We start from the raw sequence: 21,981 nt of genomic DNA, 5'->3' as shown, positions 1-21,981 counted from the left end.
CGGCAGCCGCCCGCCCGGTTCCGTCTGGAGCGTATCGCTCAAAGTAACTTTGACGCACGGGCCAAAAATGCCGCGCAAAGGAATGCCCGCCACCGCCCTCCCGGACGGCGGCGGCGTCTTTCACAGTTCGAGCGTGAAGATGGACGGCAGCACACGGTAGACCATGAACTTGCCGTGACCGGGGATGTATTCCTGCCGGTACGGATAGCCGTCGCTACGCGGCATCAGCACGCCCCGCTTCATCAGTGCCTTGGCGACGATCTTGTGATCGAAGCCGGCGCACACGTCCTTGCGGAACACGGCCGCTTCGATCAGGTACTCCGTCTCGACGCTTTCGGCATCGTCGGCGCTCATCTTGCCGCCAAACTCGGCGTAATACTCGCGATCGGAGGCGATGGGCGTGCGCCGCTCGTCGCGCTTCACGTGCTGCTTGAAGCCCGCTCGATGCGGCACGTTCGGCCGATGGTCGTCCTGCGCCCGGTTCATCCACACGAAACGGTTGTCGCCATGTGCGGCGAGGAAATGCTGTACCTGCCGCACGGCTTCGGCCTCGTCCGAGTTGCCGGTGCCGCCGCGCAGTTCGAGCCAGCCCTCGAAGCAGCGACGTGCTGCCTCGACCGCTTCGCCCTGCGGCCAGCCCGTTAGCCCGTGCGCGGTCGCCAGCTCGCCGGCCACCGCGACGAGGCAGAACCGCTTGGCGACGCGCGCGACCTGCGAATGCGAGCCGTCCGGCACCCATTGCCCGACCAGCTCATCGACGCGCATGCGCAGATGCTCGGCCAGCTCGCCGGCCTGCGACGACGCCCACTCGATGAACGCGGGGCCGGCCGTGCCGTAGTGCATGCCTGCGTGCCGCTCTAGATGCTCGATCAGCGCGGCCGGCGTCGGGAAGCCGTGCAGCTTCTCCACGACGCCCATTTCGCCGACCTCGGCCGGGATCGCGGGCAAGCGCACCTCGATCCCGCCTTTCATCGGCTTGTTGCCCTCGGCCATCAACGCGGACACGCTCTTTTCGCCGTTCGACAGGAACAGCAGCCGCCACGTGAGAACCGGCTTTGCCGAGCCGCTACGCGATGCGCGGGCCTTGCCCGACTCGTTCGCCAGCATGTAGATCACGTCGCCGACCAAACGCGGCTCGACCTGCCCGATTTCATCGAGGATCAGCAACGCGTCGCTATGCTGGGTGGCGACGGCTTCGAGCGCGTTGTCGGTCGCCTTCCAGCTCCGCACGTAGTCCGGCGAGCCGAACACGGACGCGGCGATGACGCCGCCCGTCGACTTGCCCTTGGACGTCGTGCCGAGCAAGTGGAAACCGCCCGACTGGAGCCCGGAGAAGTGCAGCAGCGGACCAGCGAAGGCGGTAGCGACGCAGAACAGCAGCCGGCTATTGCCGACGCAGTAGGCCGCGACCTCGCGCTGCCAGTCGTCCAGCGTCCCGCGCTCCTTGAACTGGCTCTGGATCGGCGTGTCGGCCTGATAGATCAGCGCCTCTTTGCCGGTGCCGATGACGCGATCGGGCAGCACAAACGCGCCGTGATGCCAGCCGACGCGCGGCACGCAGCGCACGCGCTCGTCCGGCTGCGCCATCTGCACATAGTTCGCGATCTGCGTGCGGGCGATCTGCGTCACGCCAAGCTTCACGCCCATATCGAGCAGCATGCGGCGCAGCTCCGTGCCGTCGCCGGCAAAGAGGCCGGCCGGCACCGCCCACCGTTTCAGGATGCCGTCGCGATCGGTGAATTCGAGCAGGTAGCCCCACTCGCTGTTCATCTCGTTCCGGGTCTCCGCGATCACGTCGATCCGCGTGCTGACCCAATGCGGGGGCAGTGGATCGCCTTGATTGTTGAAGCCGTGAAACCACACGCCCTTGTCGTCGACGACGAACCGCGACTTGCCGTCCTGCGCGCGAGCCGTTTTCGGGCGCTTGGCGGGCTTCGCGGCGGCTGGAGCGGGCTTGCCCTTGCCGGCATCCGCCGAGCCGGTCGGCGCGAGCGCAGCGCGCACGGCGGCCACCACCGCATCCGGGCCGACGTGCGCAGCGAGGTCGTTGAAGTCGGTGCCGGCGGCCGGGCGGTTCGGACCGAAGTCGGGCACGGCCAAGATGCCGGCGACGGCCTCGGCCGCCGCGCGGGCCTTCGTCACGCCCGGATTGCCCTTCGTCGTGTGGTCGTCGTCGGCGCACACGACAATGCGGGCGTCCGGATACTGGCCGCGCAGCGCCGTCGCGACCGCGTGCAGGTTGCCGGCGTCGAACGCGACGGCGGCCGGACAGCTCGTCGCGGCCGCGAGCGTCGCACACGTGGCGTAACCCTCGCCAATCAGCAGCGTGGACGGCGCGGAAGATAGCGGGCCGCCGATCAACGAGAAGCAGCCCGCCTTGCGGCCGTTCGGCAGATAGCGCTTCTGGCCGTCCGTGAGGATAAATTCCAGCGTCCACAGCTTGCCGTCCGCGTCACGCGCCGGGATGACGAGTGCGCCGTCGCATGCGGCCGTGCCGATGCACAAGCCGCCGCGATAGATGCGCAGCGCGTCGACCGAGATTCGCTTGCGAACGAGATACGGGTGATCGGCCGGCGCAGGCTCGGCCGCCGACCAGATCGACTCAGCGAGCGCCGACGCGGTTTGCTGTTTCTCGGTCAGTTCGGCCAGCTCGGCCGCCTCGCGGGCCGCACGCTCGGCTTTCTGCCGCTCGCGCTCCACTGGATCGACGGGCTTGGCTCGATGCGCGCGCGGATCGAAGCCGCTGAGCTTGGCGAGGTGAAACAGCGTGTTGATGGTGATCTTGCCGCCCTTGAACGACTTCCACACATCGCGCGCGTCCTTGCCGTTGTAGTTCTGCGCGCCTTGGCTCCATTCGTTCCAGAGGGCGAAGCCCTCCTCGCCAAACTCGGCCTTGAGCGCCATCCCCACCTGACGCCACGTGTCGCGGTCGTCGGGCGGAACATAGCCGAGCGCGACTCTCGCCCGCTCGAATTCGGACATGGGTGCGTTACTCATAGGTTCCCACTGGACGCGCGTCGGTCGGCTTCCGATTAGTAGTCCATATCGGACAAGCAGCTACCCGACGCGCGAAGAATTGAATGATGCGACGATGCCTAGCGCCGCAGCGTCAGCCGGCCGCGCGAGGCACCGACAGAACCGCACCGCCGGCCGTGATGTCGTTGCTGTAGACGTAGCGGCCGAGCCGCGACTCGCCGAGTGCGTCGTTCGCCGCCTCCAGCGCCGCGCCGATCGACGGCAGGGACGCGCGGAACAGGCTCAGCACAAGCCAGTAGTCGTCATCGGACATTGCCTTGTCGGCCGCCCAATGCAGGCTGTCCAGCAGCTCCATGGCGTCACTGATCCGCGTGCCGATGCGGTTGCGGTCGGGGCGATTCACCTCGGCCACGAAGTGCGACGCGAGCGGTTGCACGGCATTCTTGTTCGTCTTTGCCATGACTGCCCCTCAATGCGTCGTGCGCGGTTCGCGCGTGACGAGGCCGAGCGCCGCGAACAGGTGCTGCTGCACGCGCCCCATCAGGCCGGCCGCGAACGCTTGGCGGCTGATCGTCACGCGGTGCGCGTCGACGTCGCCTGCGTCCTGCATGGCAGCTTCCATGCCGCGTGCGAACGCAGCGGCTTGATGCGCCGCGTAGTCGTGCAGCCGCACGTCGCCTTTCAGGTCGAGCCATGCGTCGGCGCAGATCGCGCCCAGGTCGACGGCGAATTGCAGCTCGATCGGAGCCCCGGTATCCAACGGCGGTGCGTTGTCGAATCCGTCGACAACCGCGGTTCGGATGCGCTGATCAGTCATGGCACACCTCCGGCTGCGCAGTACGGCGCATTTCGGCCGAGTACCGGCTCGCGACGCTTTGCCCCATGTCGACGAGCGCTCGCTCGTAGGTGCCCTCCGCAAGATGCGAACGGACAGCATCGAACAGGGCTTCGAGCTGGGCGAACTGATGGGCCGCACACATGGCGATCATCGTGACTTCGTTCGGCAGGCGGTATTTAGACATGGCGCACCTCCAGAATCGATGCGAGGAGTTGCCGGACGTCGGCCGCGCAATCCAACTCCGCCTCGCCGCGAATCGGCGTGAGATTCCAGTCATGGACGGCTGCGTGCATGAAGTCGCCAGACCGGCGACCGCAGACGCTACGCCCCGAGACGGGGCCGCCCAAGATCCGCACGCGCCAATCGTGATCGGGCGTCGGGCGAGCCGATGCCACCTCGACCAGCATGCCGATACGCGAGCGTGCATCGCACTTCGTGACGATCGCCAGATCGCCAATCTTGCAGCGCAGCTCAGCCATGGCGCACCTCCGCACGGACGAGCGCTGCGATTGCGGCCAGTGCCGCGCCGGTCGCGTCGAGCGCATCTTGATACGTGCTGGCGGTTGCCGCGTCGCGCAGTGCTGCGCGGACGATGGATTGAATAAGGTGGGATTGCTGCCCGGTCTGGGCGTGCGACGACTGGCGCATTGGGTGCGACCTCCTTTTGCTGGGTTCCGGAACCCGGCCCCCAACGCCAATTGGGGTGGCCGAGCACATGACGGAGTTGGCGTACCGGCGCAAAAGGAAACCGGCGTGCCCGAAGGCACCCCCGCCAAGGCCCGACCATTGAAGGAGCTTAGCGTGCGGACGTAAAAAAACCGCGCTGCGGCGGTTGTCCGCCTTTTGCATGTTCCGGACGCCAATCCGGGTCGCTGTTGTCTCAGCGACGTGCACAGGATACTGCGCACCGCCGCGATGTGCAAATCGAGGAAGGGACGGACCAGCGGCAGCGGTGTGCCGCGGCCGACTCCTCGCGCCCTTTGTCACAACAAAGTGACTTTGGCTCGACGTCATGCTGGGGCTTTCGGGTCAAGCAAGAAGACCGCGATTTTGATTGTTTCGGCCGCCTTTTTCAGTCGTGACGGAACAGTTTTTCCGTCGCGCTCGAACATCGTTGCCGCCGCGACCATACCGTCCGCCGCTTCTCGTCGCGCCGAATCATCGCAGCGACGATATGCGGTCGCATAGCGCTCACGCTGATGCGCAATCCTTGCAAGGTAATGGTCAATCTCCGCAGCTTTCTGTGCGGCGCGTGCCGATTCTAGATCGGATGCGGTTTGCTTGTCTGCCACACGTGCATTCATGCCTCACCTCGCTTCGTCAGCGACGCAAGCCATGCTTCAATATCTGCCTCACGCCAACCAACTGCGCGTGGGCCGAGTGCGATTGGCTTGACGAAGGTGCCGGCGCTAATTCGTCGATAGATCTCGCTGCGACTGAGACCGACTCGCTCCGTCAACGTGCGCATCCGGATAATACGGGTCGATTGTGCCGATACAGCCGACAAGTCATCGAGCTTTTCTTGCATACGGGTATCTCCTTTGATTGCCCCCAAAATGGAACGATTTGGGACGGCCGCAAAGTATTCTTGAGTCCGATACCTGCTACAAGATTTGCGCATGCACGATGCAGACGAGGCGCGCAAAATGCGCGCTGTTCTCGCACAATAACTAGCTAACAAGCAGAGTGGTTAGCCTGCGTGCAAACTAGCTTTTCTGTTGGGTCGTCGTCGCTGTCTTTTTTTTCCATGCTCGACACCAGCCCTCAATGACTGCCGAGCTTTCGAGATGTTCCGACTTGTCCAGAACCTCGCGCGCGAACTCGGCGGCGCTCTTGTACTGAACGGAGCCGGCTTGCCACGCCAACCAGTGCCGAAAGGCGGCTTCTTTTTCCCTTGCTTTGGGGCTACTGTTGTGACGCGCAATGGCGGCACGACGGCCATTCTCAGAAAGAGCCTCCGCTACTGACACGGAAGGCAATGTTCCATTCGGAGCCTCTTTGTGCTGCCGCGATAAATTGAGTGCTTTGACAGCGTTAAGAACGTCGTGCACTGATAAGTTGGATGCGTGAGCCGGTCTCAATGACGACGCTTCGAGGTGGGACACGGCCTCAGCAAGATACATGCGTCGAATCCAATGCCTATGCACAAAACGTGGGATGCCGAACGACAATGCCGGAACGGACAGTTCATCCGTGATTGGGCGTCGCAGCCACGCGTCAGCGATGATGCTGAGGTGATCGCAGAACAACGCCGAAAAGGTGCCGTCGTCATCAAACACGTCTGGAGCACGCGTAGTCAGCTCGGCCGGCATAGAAGTTTGCTCCTGCCGAACGCAGTTCAAGAATTCGATGACCTCTCGTCGGAATTGCGCTGCTTGCTTCAGTAGCGTATCAAGCCCAGGGCCGGGAGCACATGCACGCTCCGCTTCAAGGTGCGCAGCGAGACCAGTCAGATTATCGGGAATCTTGATCGCGATATCGTGGGCTTCATCGGGTGTCATGTCAGGATAAAGCCGTGCAAATACTTCGGCGCGATATGCCGCGTCGACCATGAATCGCTTTCCGAAGTGCCGATGCAGTGTCGCGTTCCGATATGCCTCATCGCGTTCGAACCAGAGGCCGCAAAGCGAATACTCAACGGCTCTGAGCTCCGCGAACACCTCAATGCATAGGCTTCTTATCTCTGCACGGAGCCGAGATCTCGTCAGTCGCGCTCGCATCCGTTGCAAGCCGCGTGGATGGTAGCGGCTCTCCATGTGCTTTTCGGCGGGCAGTAGAACTGCCCCAATTCGATCGTAAACATAAGGTTTGCAGTTAATAGAACTCATTTCTCGACCGATGAACGACATTTGGCCTCCAAATCGAAGCGTCTAGTTCCGTATTGTCTCAAGATTTCGGACCTCGGGAAGCGTCATCCTTACTGCCGTGAATTGAAGCTTTCCCAATGTAGAGAGAATTTCCGACGAAGTGGAGTTAATTGTGTCGCGGAAGGATATGAACGAATCCCATCGCTAAAGACTACAAGTACTAGGGAGGAGCCTGCTTGCAGGTGAGTTCGCGCGGCGGTAGAGTCGTTCACCCGGCAAATCAGTCGGCTCGAACAAACAACATAGTCAACCACGCGCAGCCATGTCTTCATTTAAGCCTCTGTGGCCACGGCGGCCGCACCGACGCACCGGCAGGTTTCGAACTCAGGCGTTCTTGGACGTGTCGGCTGACGACATTGACACCGCGATACCGCCTGTGCGCACTGTCCTCGACATAGTCGAGGAGTTATTGCCGGATGGGACGCGGCCAGAGATGCATCCGGCTGCGACCCGGCTCGAACGCCTTTTGCTCTGTCCCGAGTGGCCGGCAGATGTATTCGCAGTTGCTGCGACGTTGATGGAGATTTCCGGGTGCTACGCGGGTGCGACGCTAGTCGACGGTGATTATCTGCGTCACGCGGCGTACATCGGGGAAGTGATCGCGGCAGCGCAAGCTTGGAAAACAACTGGCAATTGTCCAGGGCTGGTGGAGGGATGGTGGGCTGCCCTGTTAACGGTGCACGGTGGTTCGCCAATCAGTCAACTCGATATGACACAGGTACCGTATTCGCCGGCAGTTTCGCTGTTGATGCGGTTACTTGCCACGGCAGACGAGGCGTCTGCCGGAGTTGGCTGGATTTCTCGTCCGGCCGATCCAGCTGGGCCTTCAGTCATCGTAAACCGAGCGGCGGTATCCTTCCTCGACCGGGTTGTGGCGCATCCGACAAAAGCGGCTGCTCTCTTGAAGTATGTACCGAGATCATTGTGCGAGATGGTGCCTCCGGATCGCGCGACGGTACTCCCGAAATCACTTACGCCGTCGGTGGGATGTACCGTTCGTTCGATGAGTCATCACCTCGCGCTGCTCCCGCCGACAACAATTGTCGAATCGCAGTGGATTCTTCCAGACAATGGAACCAATAACGACCTGATGCGGTTGCTCGTTATTCCGTATCCGTTCCGGGTTGATGACGAAAGCTTTATTTCGGCCGGCCCTCCCCGTAATTTGGGCCATAACGCGAGGATGCAACCGTACTTCGCACTGAATCCTACTTGGCTTGAACACCCGCAAAAAGTCACTGCCGCAATGTTGCGCGATGAGCTGATAGCCCCGTTGGTGACTGGTGCGGTGCGTAAATTCGGTGCCAGAGCAATTGATGGAATCCTTTTCCCGGAGTGTGCACTTACGGCCGAACTAGCCGGCGATCTGCTTGATTTGCTCAAGCAACGACCAATCGAGGGACTGAAATTCCTGATCGCTGGCACATTGGTTGCTGGGATTCCAGGCGATGGCAACAGCGACGGTGCGCCGGGTAGAAACCTCGCCAAAACGATGTTGTTTGCGCCTGACGCAGCGCAAGGAGAGGATCCGCTACTATGGGACGATGAGCATTCTAAGCATCATCGCTGGGCGTTGGATGGGGCGCAGATTAGACGGTACGGGCTAACTGGTATCGAGGCAGCCGATCGCGTTAAGGTGTGGGAGCATATCGGTGTCGCGCCGCGAAAGCTTCAGTTTCTCGCGCTGCGTGACGATCTGTGCATGACAGTGCTCATTTGTGAGGACCTCGCACGCGCGGATCCAGCTATGCCGGTAATTCGCTCGGTTGGGCCAAATCTAGTCGTTGCGTTGCTGATGGATGGGCCGCAGCTCGGAGGCCGCTGGCCCGGCCGCTATGCGACGGTGTTGGCGGAAGACCCCGGATCATCTGTTCTGTCGATTACCTGCTCGGGAATGGTGGACCTATCGAATCTTGGCGAGCGGTCCCCAGCGCGGGCGGTGGGGCTGTGGCGCCATGAGGGTGGCTCCAATACGGAACTCTATTTGCCTCAGGGGCACCACGGCTTGGTGCTGACTGTTCGCGCGAAAGAGGATGAGCAGTTCTCGCTTGACCATCGCACTGACGGAAAAGCGACGAAGCGCTGGGTACTTGAAACGATCACGCCGCTTGCAGCGCCTGCGAATTGGTTCTAGTCTGACAGTGAAACACTAGGGAGTGGCAATGAACACACGACGTAGCAAGGCCGATATGGGCGTGATTGGCCGCCCCGCGACGGCCGAGGAGCGTGATCGACTTCAGCGATTCGTTGCCGAGTATGAACGGCAGGTCAATCAACGGCGCGCAGACGATGCGGACAAGTTGCGCGCGCTTGCGGCGCAGTACCGAATTAACATCCAAGGGACGACTGAAGTGGCCAAGCCCACTAATAACGCGCGTCTGTCACGAATGGCCACGCTTCGAAAGGAGCATCGCCAACGAATGATGCTTAAGGCAGCCAAGAAAGGAGGGACGTCCAGATAATTCCTGGATGTCCTCAGAAACCGCCGGACGACCGGCGGTTTTTTTTTCGTCCGTCGTAAGCCCGATCAGAGGCTCGCAGCCATGTCCGAAACCGATCCCTTTCGGACAGCGTTGTTTTGGCCTGTCCGAAAATAAGGGTTGAAATGTTTTGGACAGGTGTATATATTCGGACGTCCATTTCGTACAGATTGAGTGCCCGATATGTCCCGAACCTTCGCTTATGCCCGCGTCAGCACGTCCGACCAGACCACCGCGAACCAGTTACGCGAGATCGAGGCGGCCGGCTTCTCGGTCGACAAGCGCCGTGTTGTGTCGGAAAGCATTTCGGGGAGCGTGAGCGCTGACCAGCGTCCGGGGTTTGCGCAGTTGCTCGTCAAGATGGAAGAGGGCGACGTGCTGATCGTGACGAAGCTCGACCGGCTGGGCCGCAATGCGATGGACGTGCGGGCCACGGTCGAGGGATTGGCGGAACGTGGTATCCGGGTTCACTGTCTTGCCCTGGGCGGCGTTGATCTGACGAGCGCGGCCGGCCGGATGACGATGCAGGTGTTGAACGCGGTGGCCGAGTTCGAGCGGGATCTGTTGATTGAGCGCACGCACGCCGGCATCGCTCGCGCGAAGGCGGAAGGCAAGGCGATGGGGCGGCCGTCTGCCCTGTCGGACGATCAGCGGGCGGACGTGCTGCGCGAGCTGGACGCGGGGGCGAGCGTGGCCGCGCTCGCCAGGCGATTCGGCACGAGCCGCCAGACGATCATGCGGGTACGCGATGCGGCGTAGCCTCTAGCGCTCAAAGTCACTTTTCGCGGGGTGAATCATCGTCGCACCTTGCACGAGCGCATTCGTACTAGTGACGGGGCTGAGATTGGCAAACGCTGGTCTGCAACCAAAACGAAGGCCGAAGGCGACCGCCAAGACTACCGTAGGAAGCAGAAGCCTTTCAACGGCACCTTATTACTCCGCGCAGCTCGTCGGACAGCGGCTCTTATTACGCATCTTCCAGCCATGGAAGCGCCACGGGCGACACTGTAAAACAGGTGCCATTGTTGTCTTGCTTCCAGAAAAAGCCATAGACGAAAGCGTTGACATTCGGATCGGGCAACCAAAACACGACTGGGCCTTGGCGATAGTCTCCTTCCCATCCATTCTGCTGAGCAAGAATCTGCGCGTCGCTGAAGGCCGCATCAAATTCTTCAACAGGATGCTGACTCAAATCATCAAAGGACTCCGGGGCGCCTTGGGCGAGCAACGCTCTGGTCTCGTCCACCGATTTGAGCGCGCTCCACGCCCAATCAATATAGCTGGTTTGATAAACGTGCCACCTCATATCGGTCTCCTAGAATAAGGGACCTCATTCTAACAGCGGGTATATCGCACCTTTCGAATCTGTTTCGAAATCACACCGCGGCATCTCCTCATTATGCGTAAATGCTCATATATGCCTGGCCGGTTTTTACCGCACCCTATCCGAGTTCGGGCGAAGCACGACGTTGCCGCGCTGTCTCGTGCATGTTGACCGGTGTTGCGTCAAGAACACGCGTGACCATTGCCGCGAGGAAGCGTCCAGGAGCGAGGTCTTCTGGAGTCTCTTTTTCAAGGATTGTCACCTTTGGTAGTCGCGCAATCTCCCTGTCGACTTCGGACTCGGAGGCGGGTGCGGGCAGATCTTCCTCTTTGTCCGGTTCGAGGCCTGGTTCCGGCACGCCTTCGACGTGCCTTTCTTCCCCGGTGTCCGGTATATGAGCGTCGTCCGCGTATTCCATCAAGACCAGGCAGGTGGCGTGGTACGCATCGTCTTCGCGTCCGAGCTTGCCGAGCAAATCGAAGAGCCACGCCGCAGTACGGGGTTCTTTTTGCAGGATGTCGGAACGGAGCCCAAACACGAAGCCGAGAGCAGCAAGGGGATGCCTCAATCGCAGGTTCTTAGCATCACCGTACGACTCCTCGACTCGGTTCGGGGCATTTTTTCCGTAAGAGGAATCCATTCGCTTTGTCGAAATCAGCAACTCGGGCCCCGTGGCCCAGTCCGTGATGATTACGTCAACCTGCTTGAGATAATTCTTGCCAAGGATGGACGCGCTCGAGGACGTGACATCACGGATCGACGCCTCTTTGGTCAGTCGTTCGGCAACAGCATCTCCGACCTTGCGGGGTAGTTCCTTCAGCAACGCTGCGACAGGCGCCGGCAGGATGCGGGGATGGACTGGTCGCGGCCAAGCTTGATCTTTACCGAAGCCTGCTCGTCGTAGCTCATAGCTGAGCCATACATCGAGTGCCAACGCGGGAACCCCGGATTGAGTCTCTGCATTTAAGTAAAGCGGGACACCCAGCAATCGGACGAGCGTGTCGTAGTCCGGCTCGAAGCACAACTGTCCGTCGGAGTATTTTTTCCAAGGATTGCTGTGGGCACCGCTAGGGGCGGCGAGGTCTACGATTCGGTCGAAAAGGACCCAGGCTTTTGCTTTTGTAGATTGTTTAGCGGCCACTGGCTGCCCTCACTGTACGGCGGTGGGCGAGCTCGGCTCTCGCTTGCCGGATGCGTTTGACGTGTTTTGCTGACAAGTCACCACATCCATGAAGAATTATTTTGTCTACGATCTCGACGGCGTCGAGCAGTCTGCCTTCGTCGAGGAGGTCAGCGACTTGCTGCTTGATTGCGCGAAGTGCGTTGGCTCGGGCCAATATCAACTCGGGTGAAGGCATCGCCCATACATCTGCCTCCTTTGGCTCAATCTTCAATATGCCCCCGCCATAGGCGCGACCAACCATCTCTGCATGCAGGAGCGTGACCGAGTTCAGGCTTGCAAGCGGCAAAAGCTCACGGCCGAGTTCTCGGTGCACGCCGTCGAGGTACACCCCATGCACCGAGTTGAGGTGGCGAGCCCCAGCATCGTTTGCGGTAAGCCTGGGCGTGTCCGCGTTCATGCAGGTCAATAACAAGTCCGCGGGAGGGACAAGCGGCACTTGGTACCAAGTCTTGCGGACGCGGCACTTATATGCCGTATCGACACCAGTCCGATGGCCGTCTTCGATGTACGCTGCGGCTTCAGCGGAGGGTGGATCGCTTGGATAAAAAAGATAGGTAGCGTGCCCCTCGCGGCCCAGCTTGGTCAGCATAGCGCTGGAGAGCGAGAGGCCACGCAGGTGAGAACTTCCTGGCGGCGAAAGGCGCAGCAATTCATTGCGACGCAGGCCGAGCTCCTTCACTCGCTTTGGCGAGAGAGTGAAGTACTTGTTGTTGCCTGTGACAATTCCGAGAGTAGTGTCTCCCCACGTTTCCAAGTGAGTAAACAGTCCCCGCTGCAGTAGCTCGTGCAGCGGCTCGATCGCTTTCGGGTCAATCAGGCTGCTTGTCCACTTGGCCGCCGGATCAGTCGGCCTCCAAATTTGTCCTGCGCCAAGCGACGCAAGGTCGGCGACGTTCTTCGATTGCCGAATAGTCGCGTGATGTGCCGGGCCTTCGAGATAACCGTCGGCTAGTAGGAGCACGACGTCGGCCTCGGCCTCGGGGAACACCTGCTCATCAAAGAGCACGAGCTCCACGTCGCGAAAGCGGTTGAATAGAAATCGGCGCACGGGAGCCGCATAGTTCACGGAAAGCAATTCGGCCGGGAGTACGAGTCCGAGCCGACCACCCCGCTTCAAGAACATAGCGGAGTGAACAGTGAATGCGGCCCAACTGGAGGCGAGGCCGGTCAGCGATACACCACCCCGAAGGGCGGCCTCGCGGGATCGTGCGCGTGATTCGCCGGAAAAATCCTGGTAGCGAATATAAGGCGGGTTGCCGACAACTGCGTCGTAGACCGGGTTCGGTTCGACCGCGAAAAAGTCGCTGTGCAGAATTTGAGCCTTACCACCAGCTTCACGGACGCGTTTGTCCGCAATGCGAGCGCTGTGTGCGTGAATCTCGACGCCATCGACAGTCGGGCGCGAATCCTTGCGCGGGTTCAGAGCGCGCAGGCGGTCCACAGCGGCGACAAGGAACGCTGCATCGCCTGCAGACGGTTCCAATGTCAAGTCGTCCGGCGTCCGAATGGCCCAGTTGACGACAAATCGGGTGATCGCATCGGGCGTGAAGAATGCGCCTCGCTCCTTACGGAGAGCGGGCGTATCGTCGGGATCGATGGAGTGTACGAGAGTCACTTGCAAATCCAGGGAAGCAGCGCCGCCGCTCTTAACGGGAGCGCGTGAATTAGTACTCGCGGGTCGGAAGCTGATCGCCGTTGATCATAAGCTCTTCGCGTCCAGCTTTTTCCAGTGCAGCGTTAAATTGGCGTGCCAACTGAGCGTTCTTCTTGAAGTACAACGGTTTGTCGGCGGTGCGGTTGAGTGCGTCGCAGATATGCGCCCGAATAGTCTCGACCTCAGATGAAATATCAGGCGCTGTTTCGTAGTACTCGTTCGGTCCGAAATCGGCAAAGATGTCGATGAAGGCAGGTCCGTCCGCGGCACGTTGGACGTGCGTCCGGAGAAACGATGTCAACTTCGTATCGGGCAATTCGGAACATTTTCGAAGGATGTGCTCCCGGACCTTGTTCTGAAGAATGACGCGTGGGCCGTCCGCGTGAGACGACTCGAACAAGTAGGCTTCGACGAACGCCGGTCCGAAAACCATCGGCGGCCCGGCCTCGGCATCTTTCCCGGAGTCGTCGCGATGATATAGCAGACCTTTTGCGATACCGCCGCGGCTTAGAAAGCCGGAAACGAGAAGCTGCCGGCAAATCTTGAAGATGATGTAGACCATCAAGCCAATTTCGCGGATATCGGGTCGGACCGATACGACCACGAAATCGGAGAACGAGTGCAGTCGATCCTGGAAGTCGGCGGCCGTCATGTCCAAACCGACGTCGGCCGCGAACACGGTCGCCCAATCGTTGTTGCGTACATCAAGGGCGTGGTGAACTTTGCGGACGAGTTCGGGCTCAGTGGCGGATCGCTTGATAATCTCCTTGAACCCTAAGACGTCGACGAATGCAACAATTCTCTCTTCGTACTCCGCATGACGCGGAGAATCGGCAACAAATCCAGCATCGGCAACCGGCGGAGCTACCCCCACAGGTGTTTCGACAATGGTAATTCCGGACGTATCAACGCCTTCGGCGGTGCCGCCGCCATTTTCTTCAGTTGTATCGGACACCGCTCCCCCGCGGCTTAGTGCTTAATGAGCGACCGGAAATACGCTTGGATTGCGACATCATCGAGCTCGCTCTGGCCCGCTTCCCATGCCGTTGCCCACGGGCCGCCCGCAACATGGGACATATCCACGAGCTGCGCGCCAGTGTAGCGACCATACAACTCAAGGACGCGATCAACGACGCTTGCCGAATCGGCATCCAAAAGGGTCGGTGCCGTTCCGACGAGCGGATGCGATGGTGGGATGGGATTCGAAGAGAACACCTTCAGCATGTGATAAGCGCTCGGGAGGACCGGCCCAAACTTCCATGCAGCGAACCTCTCGCTAACAAGTGGTGTACCTTTCAGCGCCAAGTGCCAGCCATGGCAAAAATAGGCCAGCTTCTGCACTGACAAATTGGTCAATAGACGGCCATTCGCGCTGGAGCGGCGAATGATCTCCCCTGCGAGCTGCAGTGCTGTAACCGTCATTTCCTTTTCCTCGCCGGTGTTTGTCGTGTTCGCGACGCTCGGCTCCAATAGCCACATGGCATCACTGTATGTTTATACAGTGCAAATTTCAAGTTCTACTTTAACTTTTGCCTCAATCACCAGCGGCGGCGCCGGTATACATAGGCGCCGCCGCTGGTGAGCGGAGGGTAGTGCAAGGTTACGGTTTAGTCAACAGATTTCTGCGCGAGTTCGGCACTTCTGGTGCGAGCAGGGGCATGCCGTCGCGATTCGCCGGTGGCTGCGTCCCGCGTGACGCGAAGCTCGAGGCAGTAGCCGTGGCGGAACAGCGCGACGTTGTACAGCTAAATTGCCGCCTGGACGGGCTGGATCGGCCTTGATTAACCTTGTGCAGCTTTGGCTTTGCAGTTTGCGAGTTGCGTAAGGCTTTGATGTAACAAGAAATGTCGCGTGCCGGTAAAGCTCCGAAGGCAGTGTCTTTCGCGAACGACGCTCGCGCCTAGACGGCTACGCATCCTTATGGAGTTTTGGTGTTTTGTGCAGCTCCGCCCAGTAGGCGTTGAGCTGGTCATCCGACACATCAAAGCGGCGCAGCCATCCTTCGGTCGCGACGACCGTATTGAGCAGGGGCGCAGTGCTATCGAGCGTCCCGTCCTGCAGGGTATCGACCGAATCCGCAATGATCGGCTTCAGCGCGCGATTCAGAATGACGTACGCGGCCGGCGGCGAGACGGGAATTCCCGGTCCGTTGAACACGCCCGACTCCGGTGCGACACCGGCCTTGATCAGTAGTCCGTCATCGCCGAATGGCTGACGGGAGAACCAGTCCGGCGGAAGCATGAGCGACGATGCGCCGCCAGCCGCGCGAACGAGATCCCCGTCGAGCGCGTTCAGCCAGTCAACGGTCTTGATCTTCGTGTAGAGCTTGCGGACAGTCGACCGCATCGGATCGCCGACGTCGATGCCAGGCCCGAAGCGGCGCGCGTAGAAATACTCGCTGGCCTCGTTCGGCCGCCGCCCCATCGGAGGCACGTTCACGGCCAGGCCGCCGTGCCCGTGGACGGTCGGTAGATCCTTCGCGAAGGCATTGAACAGCGTTTCGAATACGCCCGGCCGCTGGAGGAGAAACGCGCGCGGCACCGTGAAGGCCAGGCCGTCGAGACCGCGCTTGCGCGCTGCTTTCCCTTCGCTCAGCGCGAACACGGTAAATTCGTAGAACCCGGTGGCGAGCTTGTGCTCGGCGCTCGTCATGGCGACCGCGAGCGTTTCATCGGCGGGAACGCGCGCCGCGATGCTCTCGAATCCCAGAGCTTTGTCGTATTGGGCCGGCTCTTGTCCCTCGGCGTACAGCCAACGCAGCGGCCCGGATTTCGACGGCTGCTCGCCGGCTGCCACCTGGAGCGCTTGGTTATATTCCTCGATCGCCGCGTTGTATTGCGTGAAGCAGCGCACCAAGGCTTGGCGGACGGCGGGTGTGAAGCCGTCGCGGAAGTAGAGCACGCCCCGCACAACCAAGGCGGCACCGGTGATGCCCTTCTGGTGCGCGGGCTCGTACAGGCCGAAGGGCATCGTGTCCGCTCGACGCGGATCCTTGGCCCAGGCGGCGATTTCGTCGTTTGTCATGGCGTCAGCTTACAAAGCAGGGAACGGCTGGAGTTGCGGCGGCGGGAGCGGCGGGGCTCCGGGCGCGCTGGGACTGGTCCCGTACAGTTCGTCCAGATCAGATTGTGAGGCGGTTTGCCTTGAGCGCGAAGTCTTCTTCTGCCCGTCGTCGTCGCCGCATCCGCAGTCAGCCGCGCCGAGGTGGACGAACTTGGACGGGCCGCCGGCGATCTCGATATAGTCGTCTTCCTGGTCGGGCCCGTACGTGTCCCCGGGGAACTTCATCTCCACGACGGTCTTGATGTTCGACTGCACGGGCGGCAGTGCCGGGTCGTTCACGATGACGACGTCGGGGCGGCGCACGTCGCCCTTCTCGTACTTCTTGCCCTTGCTCGGCCACTTGTCCTTGATCCACTGCCGAATCCCTGTATTGGGCTCGAGAGGGTCCTCGTAGTCCACGATCGGCTCAGGCGGATCCGTTGTCATATCGTACGGCTGTTCCGGGCGGTATTCGGTCGGAACGCCTGTCTGCATCTTCGACACTTCGTTCGGCAGCCCGAGGCGCATCTCAACGCACCGCTGCCGCTGGATGGTTCCGGCTTTCGTTGCGACGCCGATGCGCCGGCACTCGCAGAACGTGTGACACAGAACCTTGCGGTCTTTCGGTGAGAGCTTGGCGGCACTTACCCCTACCTGAGTCGTCTGGCCGGTTGGGCTCATGCCCCCAGGCGACGAGCCTGGGGAGTAGCCGCCGCTCATTCACTACTCCCGGGCTGCTGGAAAGATAGGGAAGAGGCCTGGTGGCTGCTGAGCCAATCAGTGTGGCCGCTCGCATCGGTCGTGCCCTGGATCGTCTTGCCGTCCGCCGACGTCACCGTGTACGGGTGGTTGGCGATCGGTTCGCGCGTCCTGTCGTCGACGAGCTGGAAGCGTCCGCGATACGCGCCATCGTCCTGCGTGACGTTCTGTGCCAGAACGCTTCTACCCGCGCCGATCGAGCCGCCCGCGCCGGACGTCGGTTCTACCGTCGCCTCGTCTTGCGACGCGATCAGCGTTGCGCCGCACGCCGTCTTGTCCCCATCGGTCGCCACGGCCCGTCCGCCGAACGTCATGCTGCGCACCCGGACGCCGATGATCGGATAGACGCCACTGCATTTCGGGCACGACACCATGTCGCCTTCGAGGGCGAGTGGCTTGCCGAAGACGATGTTGGTAGACGTGCAGGCGAGCACCCGGCCACCGTGCGAGGTCGTATCGCCTTCCCGAATGAACGCAGAACTCATGCCGAATCCTCTGTTGAAATTTTGCGAGGACTGTAGCACGCACCGAATAAGGGTAACTACCCTGTCAAAGTTGCCGGGAGGCTTCGCAAGTGAATGGCGCGGTGCAATTTTTGACCGGCCAAAGTCACTTTTCATTGAACACAAGGCTAGCTTTTGCCGTGGCATCGGGGAGGGCTGCGGCACGGGAGTTTCTTTGCGCGCAGCGTTCCAGACCGCAGGGTGCTTCTCGACACGGCTGGCGTCATGCGACCTATTTGCCGGCTATCTCCAACTTTGTCTCCAAGTAAATGAGTGTTTTGGAGATACACTTGGAGATAGTCGGACCCTTGCCCAGTAAGGCTTCCGGGGTGAATTGAGCGTATATCTCCAAATCTCCAGAAGTTTTCTGTTCGGGCGGCCGGCGATCGACGACTTACGCCGCAATTTCTCGCTCGATGGCCTCGTCCGCATGGGCTTAACCGATTGGGGGTATGTTTGGGGGTTTGTGCTCCAATCGTTGATTCAATTTTCGTTTTGAATCAGTGGATTGGATGAGGATTGTTGATCCTGCAGCCGCACCAAATCCGAAAGTGGGTTACGGAATTATCCGTAACCCCTATTTCGTTTGTGGAGATCGCCGGCAGGGGGAGCTTGCGCATCGCGGCAATGGTCCCGACGGGGCGGCGTCGTCACTGCGCGGGGACGCGTATCGTCCATCGAATTCCGCTGCCTTCGCGTGGTGCCATCACGCGACAATCGAACTACTTCATCGCTTCCAGACGTACCACGGCACGACTTCCCGTTGCTTTCGCGTAGCGGGCCAGCGTACGCAGCGACGGCATCGTGCGACCACTCTCCATCCGCGCGATGGTCGATTGAGTGGTCTGCATCCGCTCGGCGACCTGTTCTTGCGTCAATCCGGCGCGCACGCGTGCGGCGACGAGCTCGCGTGCGACGGCGAACTCCGGTGCTTGTGCGTCGTACTCGGCCTGCGTGGCCGGATCGGCTAGCAGGCGCTTCTTCAAAGTTGCAAGGCCGGTCATTGCTCACTCCTCTTTCATCCGGGCATACGCCGTTTCGATAGCGCAACGCGGTGTTCTCTGTGTTTTCTTCACGAACACGTGCAACACGATCAGGCGTTGCCCAGCCCGTGCGACGTAGATCGCCCGCGCGATGCCGTCACGCCCGGACATACGGATTTCCCACAGCCTTCCCGTAAGTGCGCGCACATGCGGCATCCCGACGCGTTGCGGGCCGAACTCCGCCAGCATCTCCGCGATATGAAGGAAGCGGGCTCGCATATCGGGAGGCAGCGCCAGCAACTCGGCCGTCGCCTCGGGTATCAACTCAACATGCCAAGTCATCAGTTTATCGCTTTTTTGCTATATCTGGTGGGTGAGTGGTCCACTGCGTGCAATCCACGTGGAGTGAATCGACGCTCATCCTTTGATGCGTGGATATAAGCAGCAGTGGCGCCGGCGGTGACGACTATGCGGCGCTCATGTCACGCATTCGCCCTCAACGGCGCGGGAGCCCGCTCACAGTTTCAACTGCGTCACGATGCGTCGAGCGACTAGCCCGTCAACGACATCCCCGGAAGATCGAACTGGGTGCCGGTCTGCGGGATGCGTTCCACCACATGACCTCTGACACGCGGATCCGAATGATCCGGCGTGATCGTAATCTTCCGGGTGGCGTGACTGATGGAGAGGTAAACGTGCCCGCCCGGTTCGAAACCGAACAGCTTGAAGTGTGCATCGATCACTTCCATCCACGGCAGGCAGGGCAGATCGGACCACATGGCCGGATCGGGTGAACCTCGAAGCGGCAACCAAAGGGTGGTCTCCGGTTCCCGGTGCTTCGTACGTGACTTATGATTGGCGTCAGCCATGATCAACTCCTCTGTTGAGTTGGTTGTGGTCAGCGGGCCGTGAGTGTTGGCGCACTCACGGCCCGCGCTTCGTTTACTGCGCTGCGCTCCTCTTCTCCTGGAGCCGGTTTCTGACAATCAACGCATCCAGCAACTCGCGCGCAAGCTCGCGAACATGCTCGGGCATCGTGGCAAGCACCTCGAACTGATCCCGCAGTACGCCGCCCACCTCGAGTTCTTTATTGCCGAACACGATCGTTCCGGCACTCACCTGCAGCACGATCGCCAGTTGGCGAGTGACGTTCAACTTGGGAAACGAGGTTCCGGCTTCGATGCGTCGGATTAGCTCGACCGAGACCCCGGCCGCACTTGCGAGTTCGCGTTGGGTTAAACCGCGAGCGACGCGGAGCTGTCTCAAACGTCGTGAAAATTCCATGTGGTCTGCCTGCTTGAAGTTCATTGATTTCGACACGATCTTTCACAATCTCGGTGAAGATTTGCGGAGAGAAAAATCCTTTGACGTACGTTCAATGTAGGCGTTTTCTGTTGCTTTGAGTGCAAATTGGCCAATCGGTATAGAAACACTGACCGAACGGCAGATGAGGCGGGGCGAAGATTCCGGGGAGAGGGAAACTGCGAGAGGCGATTCGATTTCGAGCGGCGAACGCCGCCTGTCCCGTCAACGGAATCGCGCCGAGAGTAATGGGAGTCCTAACAATTTGAAGGGGGCGAATTTTGCAACGGATTGGCAGGGGCGGCTAATGTCCTGAACGCATGGCACTGCCCATCCGGATCGGCCACAAGCGTCACCTTCGAGGCCGAAGATACCTACGCTCCCGCCCCGATCCGTACCGCGTGCGCCACGCGGAGCAATCCGGGCACCCAGCACGCATCGCTGCGCCCCCGTTTTCCTGTCACGCCCGCGTCACGATGCCCCCCTAAGGTTGAACGTTCCCGTCGCGGCACCACCGTCGCGATCCGGGCGTGCGTAACCCGCACGCGACGCCGTGCCCGCGTCGCGCAGCGGTCAACCGGGATCTCGCTCCCGGCGACGCATCGACAATGCCTCGCACCATTTCATTCGAAAACACGATCGACGCCGATCGAGCTGGATCGCGGACGATCAGGAGACAGGGACCATGTTGAGTCCGCACGAATTTTCGATGCTGCTGCGCATTGCCCGCGCACCGGACAGCGTCGACCCGTCGAACCCGGCGTTCGCCGTGCTCGTCGAAAAGCGTCTGGTCGACGATACGCAGGTACGCGTGAATGCGGTGGCCGCGCGTCCGGCGCTGACGCCGATCGGCCAGATGCTGCTTGCGCGCTTTGACGAAGCGGCTTGAGGGGAAGGGAACAGAACTGAAGAGGCGCGTCACGCCTTCGCCGCGGCGAAGGACGTGACGCGATGAAAGCGCGGCGAACCGCTTACTGCGCGACCGGCACCGTCACGTCGCTGCCGAACCAGTGCATCGAGATCTTCTTCAACGTGCCTTCCTTGCGCAGGGAATCCAGCGCGTCGTTGATCGCCTTCTCGAACTTCGGATTGCCCTTGCGGAACGGGATCGCCATCTCCTGCTTGCCGCCGTTCAGCACCGCGCCCGAGCGCAGCGGCAGGTTCGACGTCTTGATCATGTACGGCAGCATCAGGCGGTCGTCGAGCGTCGCCTCGATCCGGCCTGCGGCGAGGTCGCGAAGCTTCTCCGGCGCGCCCGGATAAGTCTGTACCTCGATGCCCGGCACGCTGCGCGCCATCTGGTCGTAGTTGGTGCCGAGCGTCACGCCGAGCTTCTTGCCCTTGAATTCTTCGAGCGACTTGAAGTTGCGCGTGTCGTCCTTGCGCTGGATCAGCTGCGCGGCCGAGTACGTGTACGGCTCGCTGAAGTCGAGCACTTCCTTGCGCTGCGGCGTGATCGTGACCTGGTTGACGATCACGTCGAACTTGCCGGCCTGCAGCCCCGCGATGATGCCGCTCCATTCGGTCGGGATGAACTGCGTCTTCACGCCGAGCTTGCCGGCGACCGCGTTCGCGACATCGACGTCGAAGCCCTCGAGCTGACCCGACGTGCCGCGCGAGTTGAACGGCGGATACGTGCCTTCGAGGCCGACGCGCAGCACGCCGGCTTTCTTTACCGAGTCGAGCAGGTCGTCCGCGTGCGCGGCGACGGCCGTGAAACCGAGGGCCGACGCGAGCAGCAGGCCCGACAGCAGGAACTTCGAACGTTTCATCGCAGATCTCCAGTGTTCAGTGTGGTAATCGAGCGCCGGGCATCGATGTGCCGGGCTGGGCCGGAATACGGGCACGTAGACACTACTCGCAACCGGGCCGCGCCGGAAGTCGAATTGGCCCTGATTGCAAGCGATTTCAGCCGGCGAAGGGTGAGCCGTGCAGCGTGACGGCGTGGCTTCTACGTGCCGAACAGGCGTTCGAACCGTTCTCCCGGCCTATTCGGAATACGCTTAAAAATACTCTTTTAAATCAGGTCATTTTTCCGATTCGCGCAGTAATTTGTCTGTAAAATCGCGC

26 protein-coding genes are annotated in these 21,981 nt (G+C 60.9%); 4 read left to right on the top strand and 22 right to left on the bottom strand.

The window, feature by feature from the left end; genetic code table 11:
- Positions 1 to 120: 120 nt before the first annotated feature.
- From DIE23_RS25250 to DIE23_RS25210, 9 genes are all read right to left on the bottom strand, one after another.
- Positions 121 to 2,982: a DUF927 domain-containing protein gene (locus tag DIE23_RS25250; RefSeq protein ID WP_185646530.1), complete on the bottom strand. Its 2,862-nt coding sequence runs from the start codon at positions 2,980 to 2,982 to the stop codon at positions 121 to 123.
- 127 nt (positions 2,983 to 3,109) lie between these two features.
- Entirely contained in the window at positions 3,110 to 3,436 is a 327-nt protein-coding gene (locus DIE23_RS25245; protein ID WP_059799537.1) for a hypothetical protein, read from the bottom strand.
- Positions 3,437 to 3,445: 9 nt separating this feature from the next.
- A complete protein-coding gene (locus DIE23_RS25240) occupies positions 3,446 to 3,793 on the bottom strand; it encodes a hypothetical protein (protein ID WP_009908645.1) in 348 nt (115 codons plus the stop codon).
- Positions 3,786 to 3,998 (bottom strand): hypothetical protein, encoded by a 213-nt coding sequence (locus tag DIE23_RS25235; protein WP_006765346.1) that lies wholly within the window; start codon positions 3,996 to 3,998, stop codon positions 3,786 to 3,788. Before DIE23_RS25235 ends, DIE23_RS25240 begins: the two co-directional genes overlap by 8 nt.
- Positions 3,991 to 4,293 (bottom strand): hypothetical protein, encoded by a 303-nt coding sequence (locus DIE23_RS25230; protein WP_124614608.1) that lies wholly within the window; start codon positions 4,291 to 4,293, stop codon positions 3,991 to 3,993. Before DIE23_RS25230 ends, DIE23_RS25235 begins: the two co-directional genes overlap by 8 nt.
- Positions 4,286 to 4,462, bottom strand: coding sequence for a hypothetical protein (locus DIE23_RS25225; protein ID WP_124614657.1), 177 nt, complete (start codon positions 4,460 to 4,462; stop codon positions 4,286 to 4,288). The genes DIE23_RS25230 and DIE23_RS25225 overlap by 8 nt, the downstream gene beginning before the upstream one ends.
- A 362-nt stretch (positions 4,463 to 4,824) precedes the next feature.
- The gene (locus tag DIE23_RS25220; protein WP_124614607.1) at positions 4,825 to 5,118 is read right to left on the bottom strand and encodes a hypothetical protein; all 294 of its coding nucleotides are present in this window, start codon (positions 5,116 to 5,118) and stop codon (positions 4,825 to 4,827) included.
- Positions 5,115 to 5,342 carry an AlpA family transcriptional regulator gene (locus DIE23_RS25215; RefSeq protein ID WP_124614606.1) on the bottom strand — a complete coding sequence of 76 codons (228 nt, stop codon included), beginning with the start codon at positions 5,340 to 5,342 and terminating at the stop codon, positions 5,115 to 5,117. Before DIE23_RS25215 ends, DIE23_RS25220 begins: the two co-directional genes overlap by 4 nt.
- A 178-nt stretch (positions 5,343 to 5,520) precedes the next feature.
- Positions 5,521 to 6,366 carry a hypothetical protein gene (locus DIE23_RS25210; protein ID WP_124614605.1) on the bottom strand — a complete coding sequence of 282 codons (846 nt, stop codon included), beginning with the start codon at positions 6,364 to 6,366 and terminating at the stop codon, positions 5,521 to 5,523.
- A gap of 655 nt (positions 6,367 to 7,021) precedes the next feature.
- Between DIE23_RS25210 and DIE23_RS25205 the strand changes: the two genes are divergently transcribed.
- From DIE23_RS25205 to DIE23_RS25195, 3 genes are all read left to right on the top strand, one after another.
- Positions 7,022 to 8,815, top strand: coding sequence for a hypothetical protein (locus DIE23_RS25205; RefSeq protein WP_124614604.1), 1,794 nt, complete (start codon positions 7,022 to 7,024; stop codon positions 8,813 to 8,815).
- A 28-nt stretch (positions 8,816 to 8,843) separates the two neighbouring features.
- Entirely contained in the window at positions 8,844 to 9,143 is a 300-nt protein-coding gene (locus DIE23_RS25200; RefSeq protein ID WP_124614603.1) for a hypothetical protein, read from the top strand.
- Between the two features lie 201 nt (positions 9,144 to 9,344).
- Complete coding sequence (locus tag DIE23_RS25195) at positions 9,345 to 9,920, top strand: recombinase family protein (RefSeq protein ID WP_124614602.1); 576 nt, start codon at positions 9,345 to 9,347, stop codon at positions 9,918 to 9,920.
- 208 nt (positions 9,921 to 10,128) lie between these two features.
- Here DIE23_RS25195 and DIE23_RS25190 read toward each other — a convergent pair whose 3' ends face one another.
- The 12 genes from DIE23_RS25190 to DIE23_RS25130 form a co-directional block, all read right to left on the bottom strand.
- Positions 10,129 to 10,467: a hypothetical protein gene (locus DIE23_RS25190; RefSeq protein WP_124614601.1), complete on the bottom strand. Its 339-nt coding sequence runs from the start codon at positions 10,465 to 10,467 to the stop codon at positions 10,129 to 10,131.
- Positions 10,468 to 10,603: 136 nt separating this feature from the next.
- Complete coding sequence (locus DIE23_RS25185; protein WP_124614600.1) at positions 10,604 to 11,626, bottom strand: hypothetical protein; 1,023 nt, start codon at positions 11,624 to 11,626, stop codon at positions 10,604 to 10,606.
- Positions 11,616 to 13,283, bottom strand: a complete 1,668-nt coding sequence (locus DIE23_RS25180) for an Eco57I restriction-modification methylase domain-containing protein (RefSeq protein ID WP_124614599.1) — start codon at positions 13,281 to 13,283, stop codon at positions 11,616 to 11,618. The genes DIE23_RS25185 and DIE23_RS25180 overlap by 11 nt, the downstream gene beginning before the upstream one ends.
- Before the next feature lie 49 nt (positions 13,284 to 13,332).
- On the bottom strand, positions 13,333 to 14,277 hold the full coding sequence (locus tag DIE23_RS25175) for a hypothetical protein (RefSeq protein ID WP_249180085.1): 945 nt from the start codon (positions 14,275 to 14,277) through the stop codon (positions 13,333 to 13,335).
- A gap of 14 nt (positions 14,278 to 14,291) precedes the next feature.
- Positions 14,292 to 14,744: a Panacea domain-containing protein gene (locus DIE23_RS25170; protein ID WP_124614598.1), complete on the bottom strand. Its 453-nt coding sequence runs from the start codon at positions 14,742 to 14,744 to the stop codon at positions 14,292 to 14,294.
- Between the two features lie 486 nt (positions 14,745 to 15,230).
- Complete coding sequence (locus tag DIE23_RS25160; protein WP_124614597.1) at positions 15,231 to 16,346, bottom strand: DUF3396 domain-containing protein; 1,116 nt, start codon at positions 16,344 to 16,346, stop codon at positions 15,231 to 15,233.
- A gap of 9 nt (positions 16,347 to 16,355) precedes the next feature.
- Entirely contained in the window at positions 16,356 to 17,084 is a 729-nt protein-coding gene (locus tag DIE23_RS25155) for a VRR-NUC domain-containing protein (RefSeq protein WP_124614596.1), read from the bottom strand.
- Positions 17,081 to 17,608, bottom strand: a complete 528-nt coding sequence (locus tag DIE23_RS25150) for a PAAR domain-containing protein (RefSeq protein ID WP_124614595.1) — start codon at positions 17,606 to 17,608, stop codon at positions 17,081 to 17,083. The genes DIE23_RS25155 and DIE23_RS25150 overlap by 4 nt, the downstream gene beginning before the upstream one ends.
- 740 nt (positions 17,609 to 18,348) lie before the next feature.
- Positions 18,349 to 18,630: a helix-turn-helix transcriptional regulator gene (locus DIE23_RS25145; protein ID WP_124614594.1), complete on the bottom strand. Its 282-nt coding sequence runs from the start codon at positions 18,628 to 18,630 to the stop codon at positions 18,349 to 18,351.
- A gap of 3 nt (positions 18,631 to 18,633) precedes the next feature.
- On the bottom strand, positions 18,634 to 18,951 hold the full coding sequence (locus DIE23_RS25140) for a type II toxin-antitoxin system RelE/ParE family toxin (RefSeq protein WP_124614593.1): 318 nt from the start codon (positions 18,949 to 18,951) through the stop codon (positions 18,634 to 18,636).
- Positions 18,952 to 19,160: 209 nt separating this feature from the next.
- Positions 19,161 to 19,478 carry a hypothetical protein gene (locus tag DIE23_RS25135; RefSeq protein ID WP_124614592.1) on the bottom strand — a complete coding sequence of 106 codons (318 nt, stop codon included), beginning with the start codon at positions 19,476 to 19,478 and terminating at the stop codon, positions 19,161 to 19,163.
- Between the two features lie 73 nt (positions 19,479 to 19,551).
- Positions 19,552 to 19,917 (bottom strand): helix-turn-helix domain-containing protein, encoded by a 366-nt coding sequence (locus DIE23_RS25130; protein ID WP_260436154.1) that lies wholly within the window; start codon positions 19,915 to 19,917, stop codon positions 19,552 to 19,554.
- A 679-nt stretch (positions 19,918 to 20,596) separates the two neighbouring features.
- Between DIE23_RS25130 and DIE23_RS25125 the strand changes: the two genes are divergently transcribed.
- Positions 20,597 to 20,800, top strand: a complete 204-nt coding sequence (locus tag DIE23_RS25125) for a hypothetical protein (RefSeq protein ID WP_059535665.1) — start codon at positions 20,597 to 20,599, stop codon at positions 20,798 to 20,800.
- An 82-nt stretch (positions 20,801 to 20,882) separates the two neighbouring features.
- Here DIE23_RS25125 and DIE23_RS25120 read toward each other — a convergent pair whose 3' ends face one another.
- A complete protein-coding gene (locus tag DIE23_RS25120) occupies positions 20,883 to 21,683 on the bottom strand; it encodes a transporter substrate-binding domain-containing protein (protein ID WP_124614591.1) in 801 nt (266 codons plus the stop codon).
- Positions 21,684 to 21,981 lie beyond the last annotated feature (298 nt).

Source organism: Burkholderia sp. Bp9143 (assembly GCF_003853645.1).
Classification (GTDB): domain Bacteria; phylum Pseudomonadota; class Gammaproteobacteria; order Burkholderiales; family Burkholderiaceae; genus Burkholderia.
This window is presented reverse-complemented; position numbering and strand designations above follow the sequence as displayed.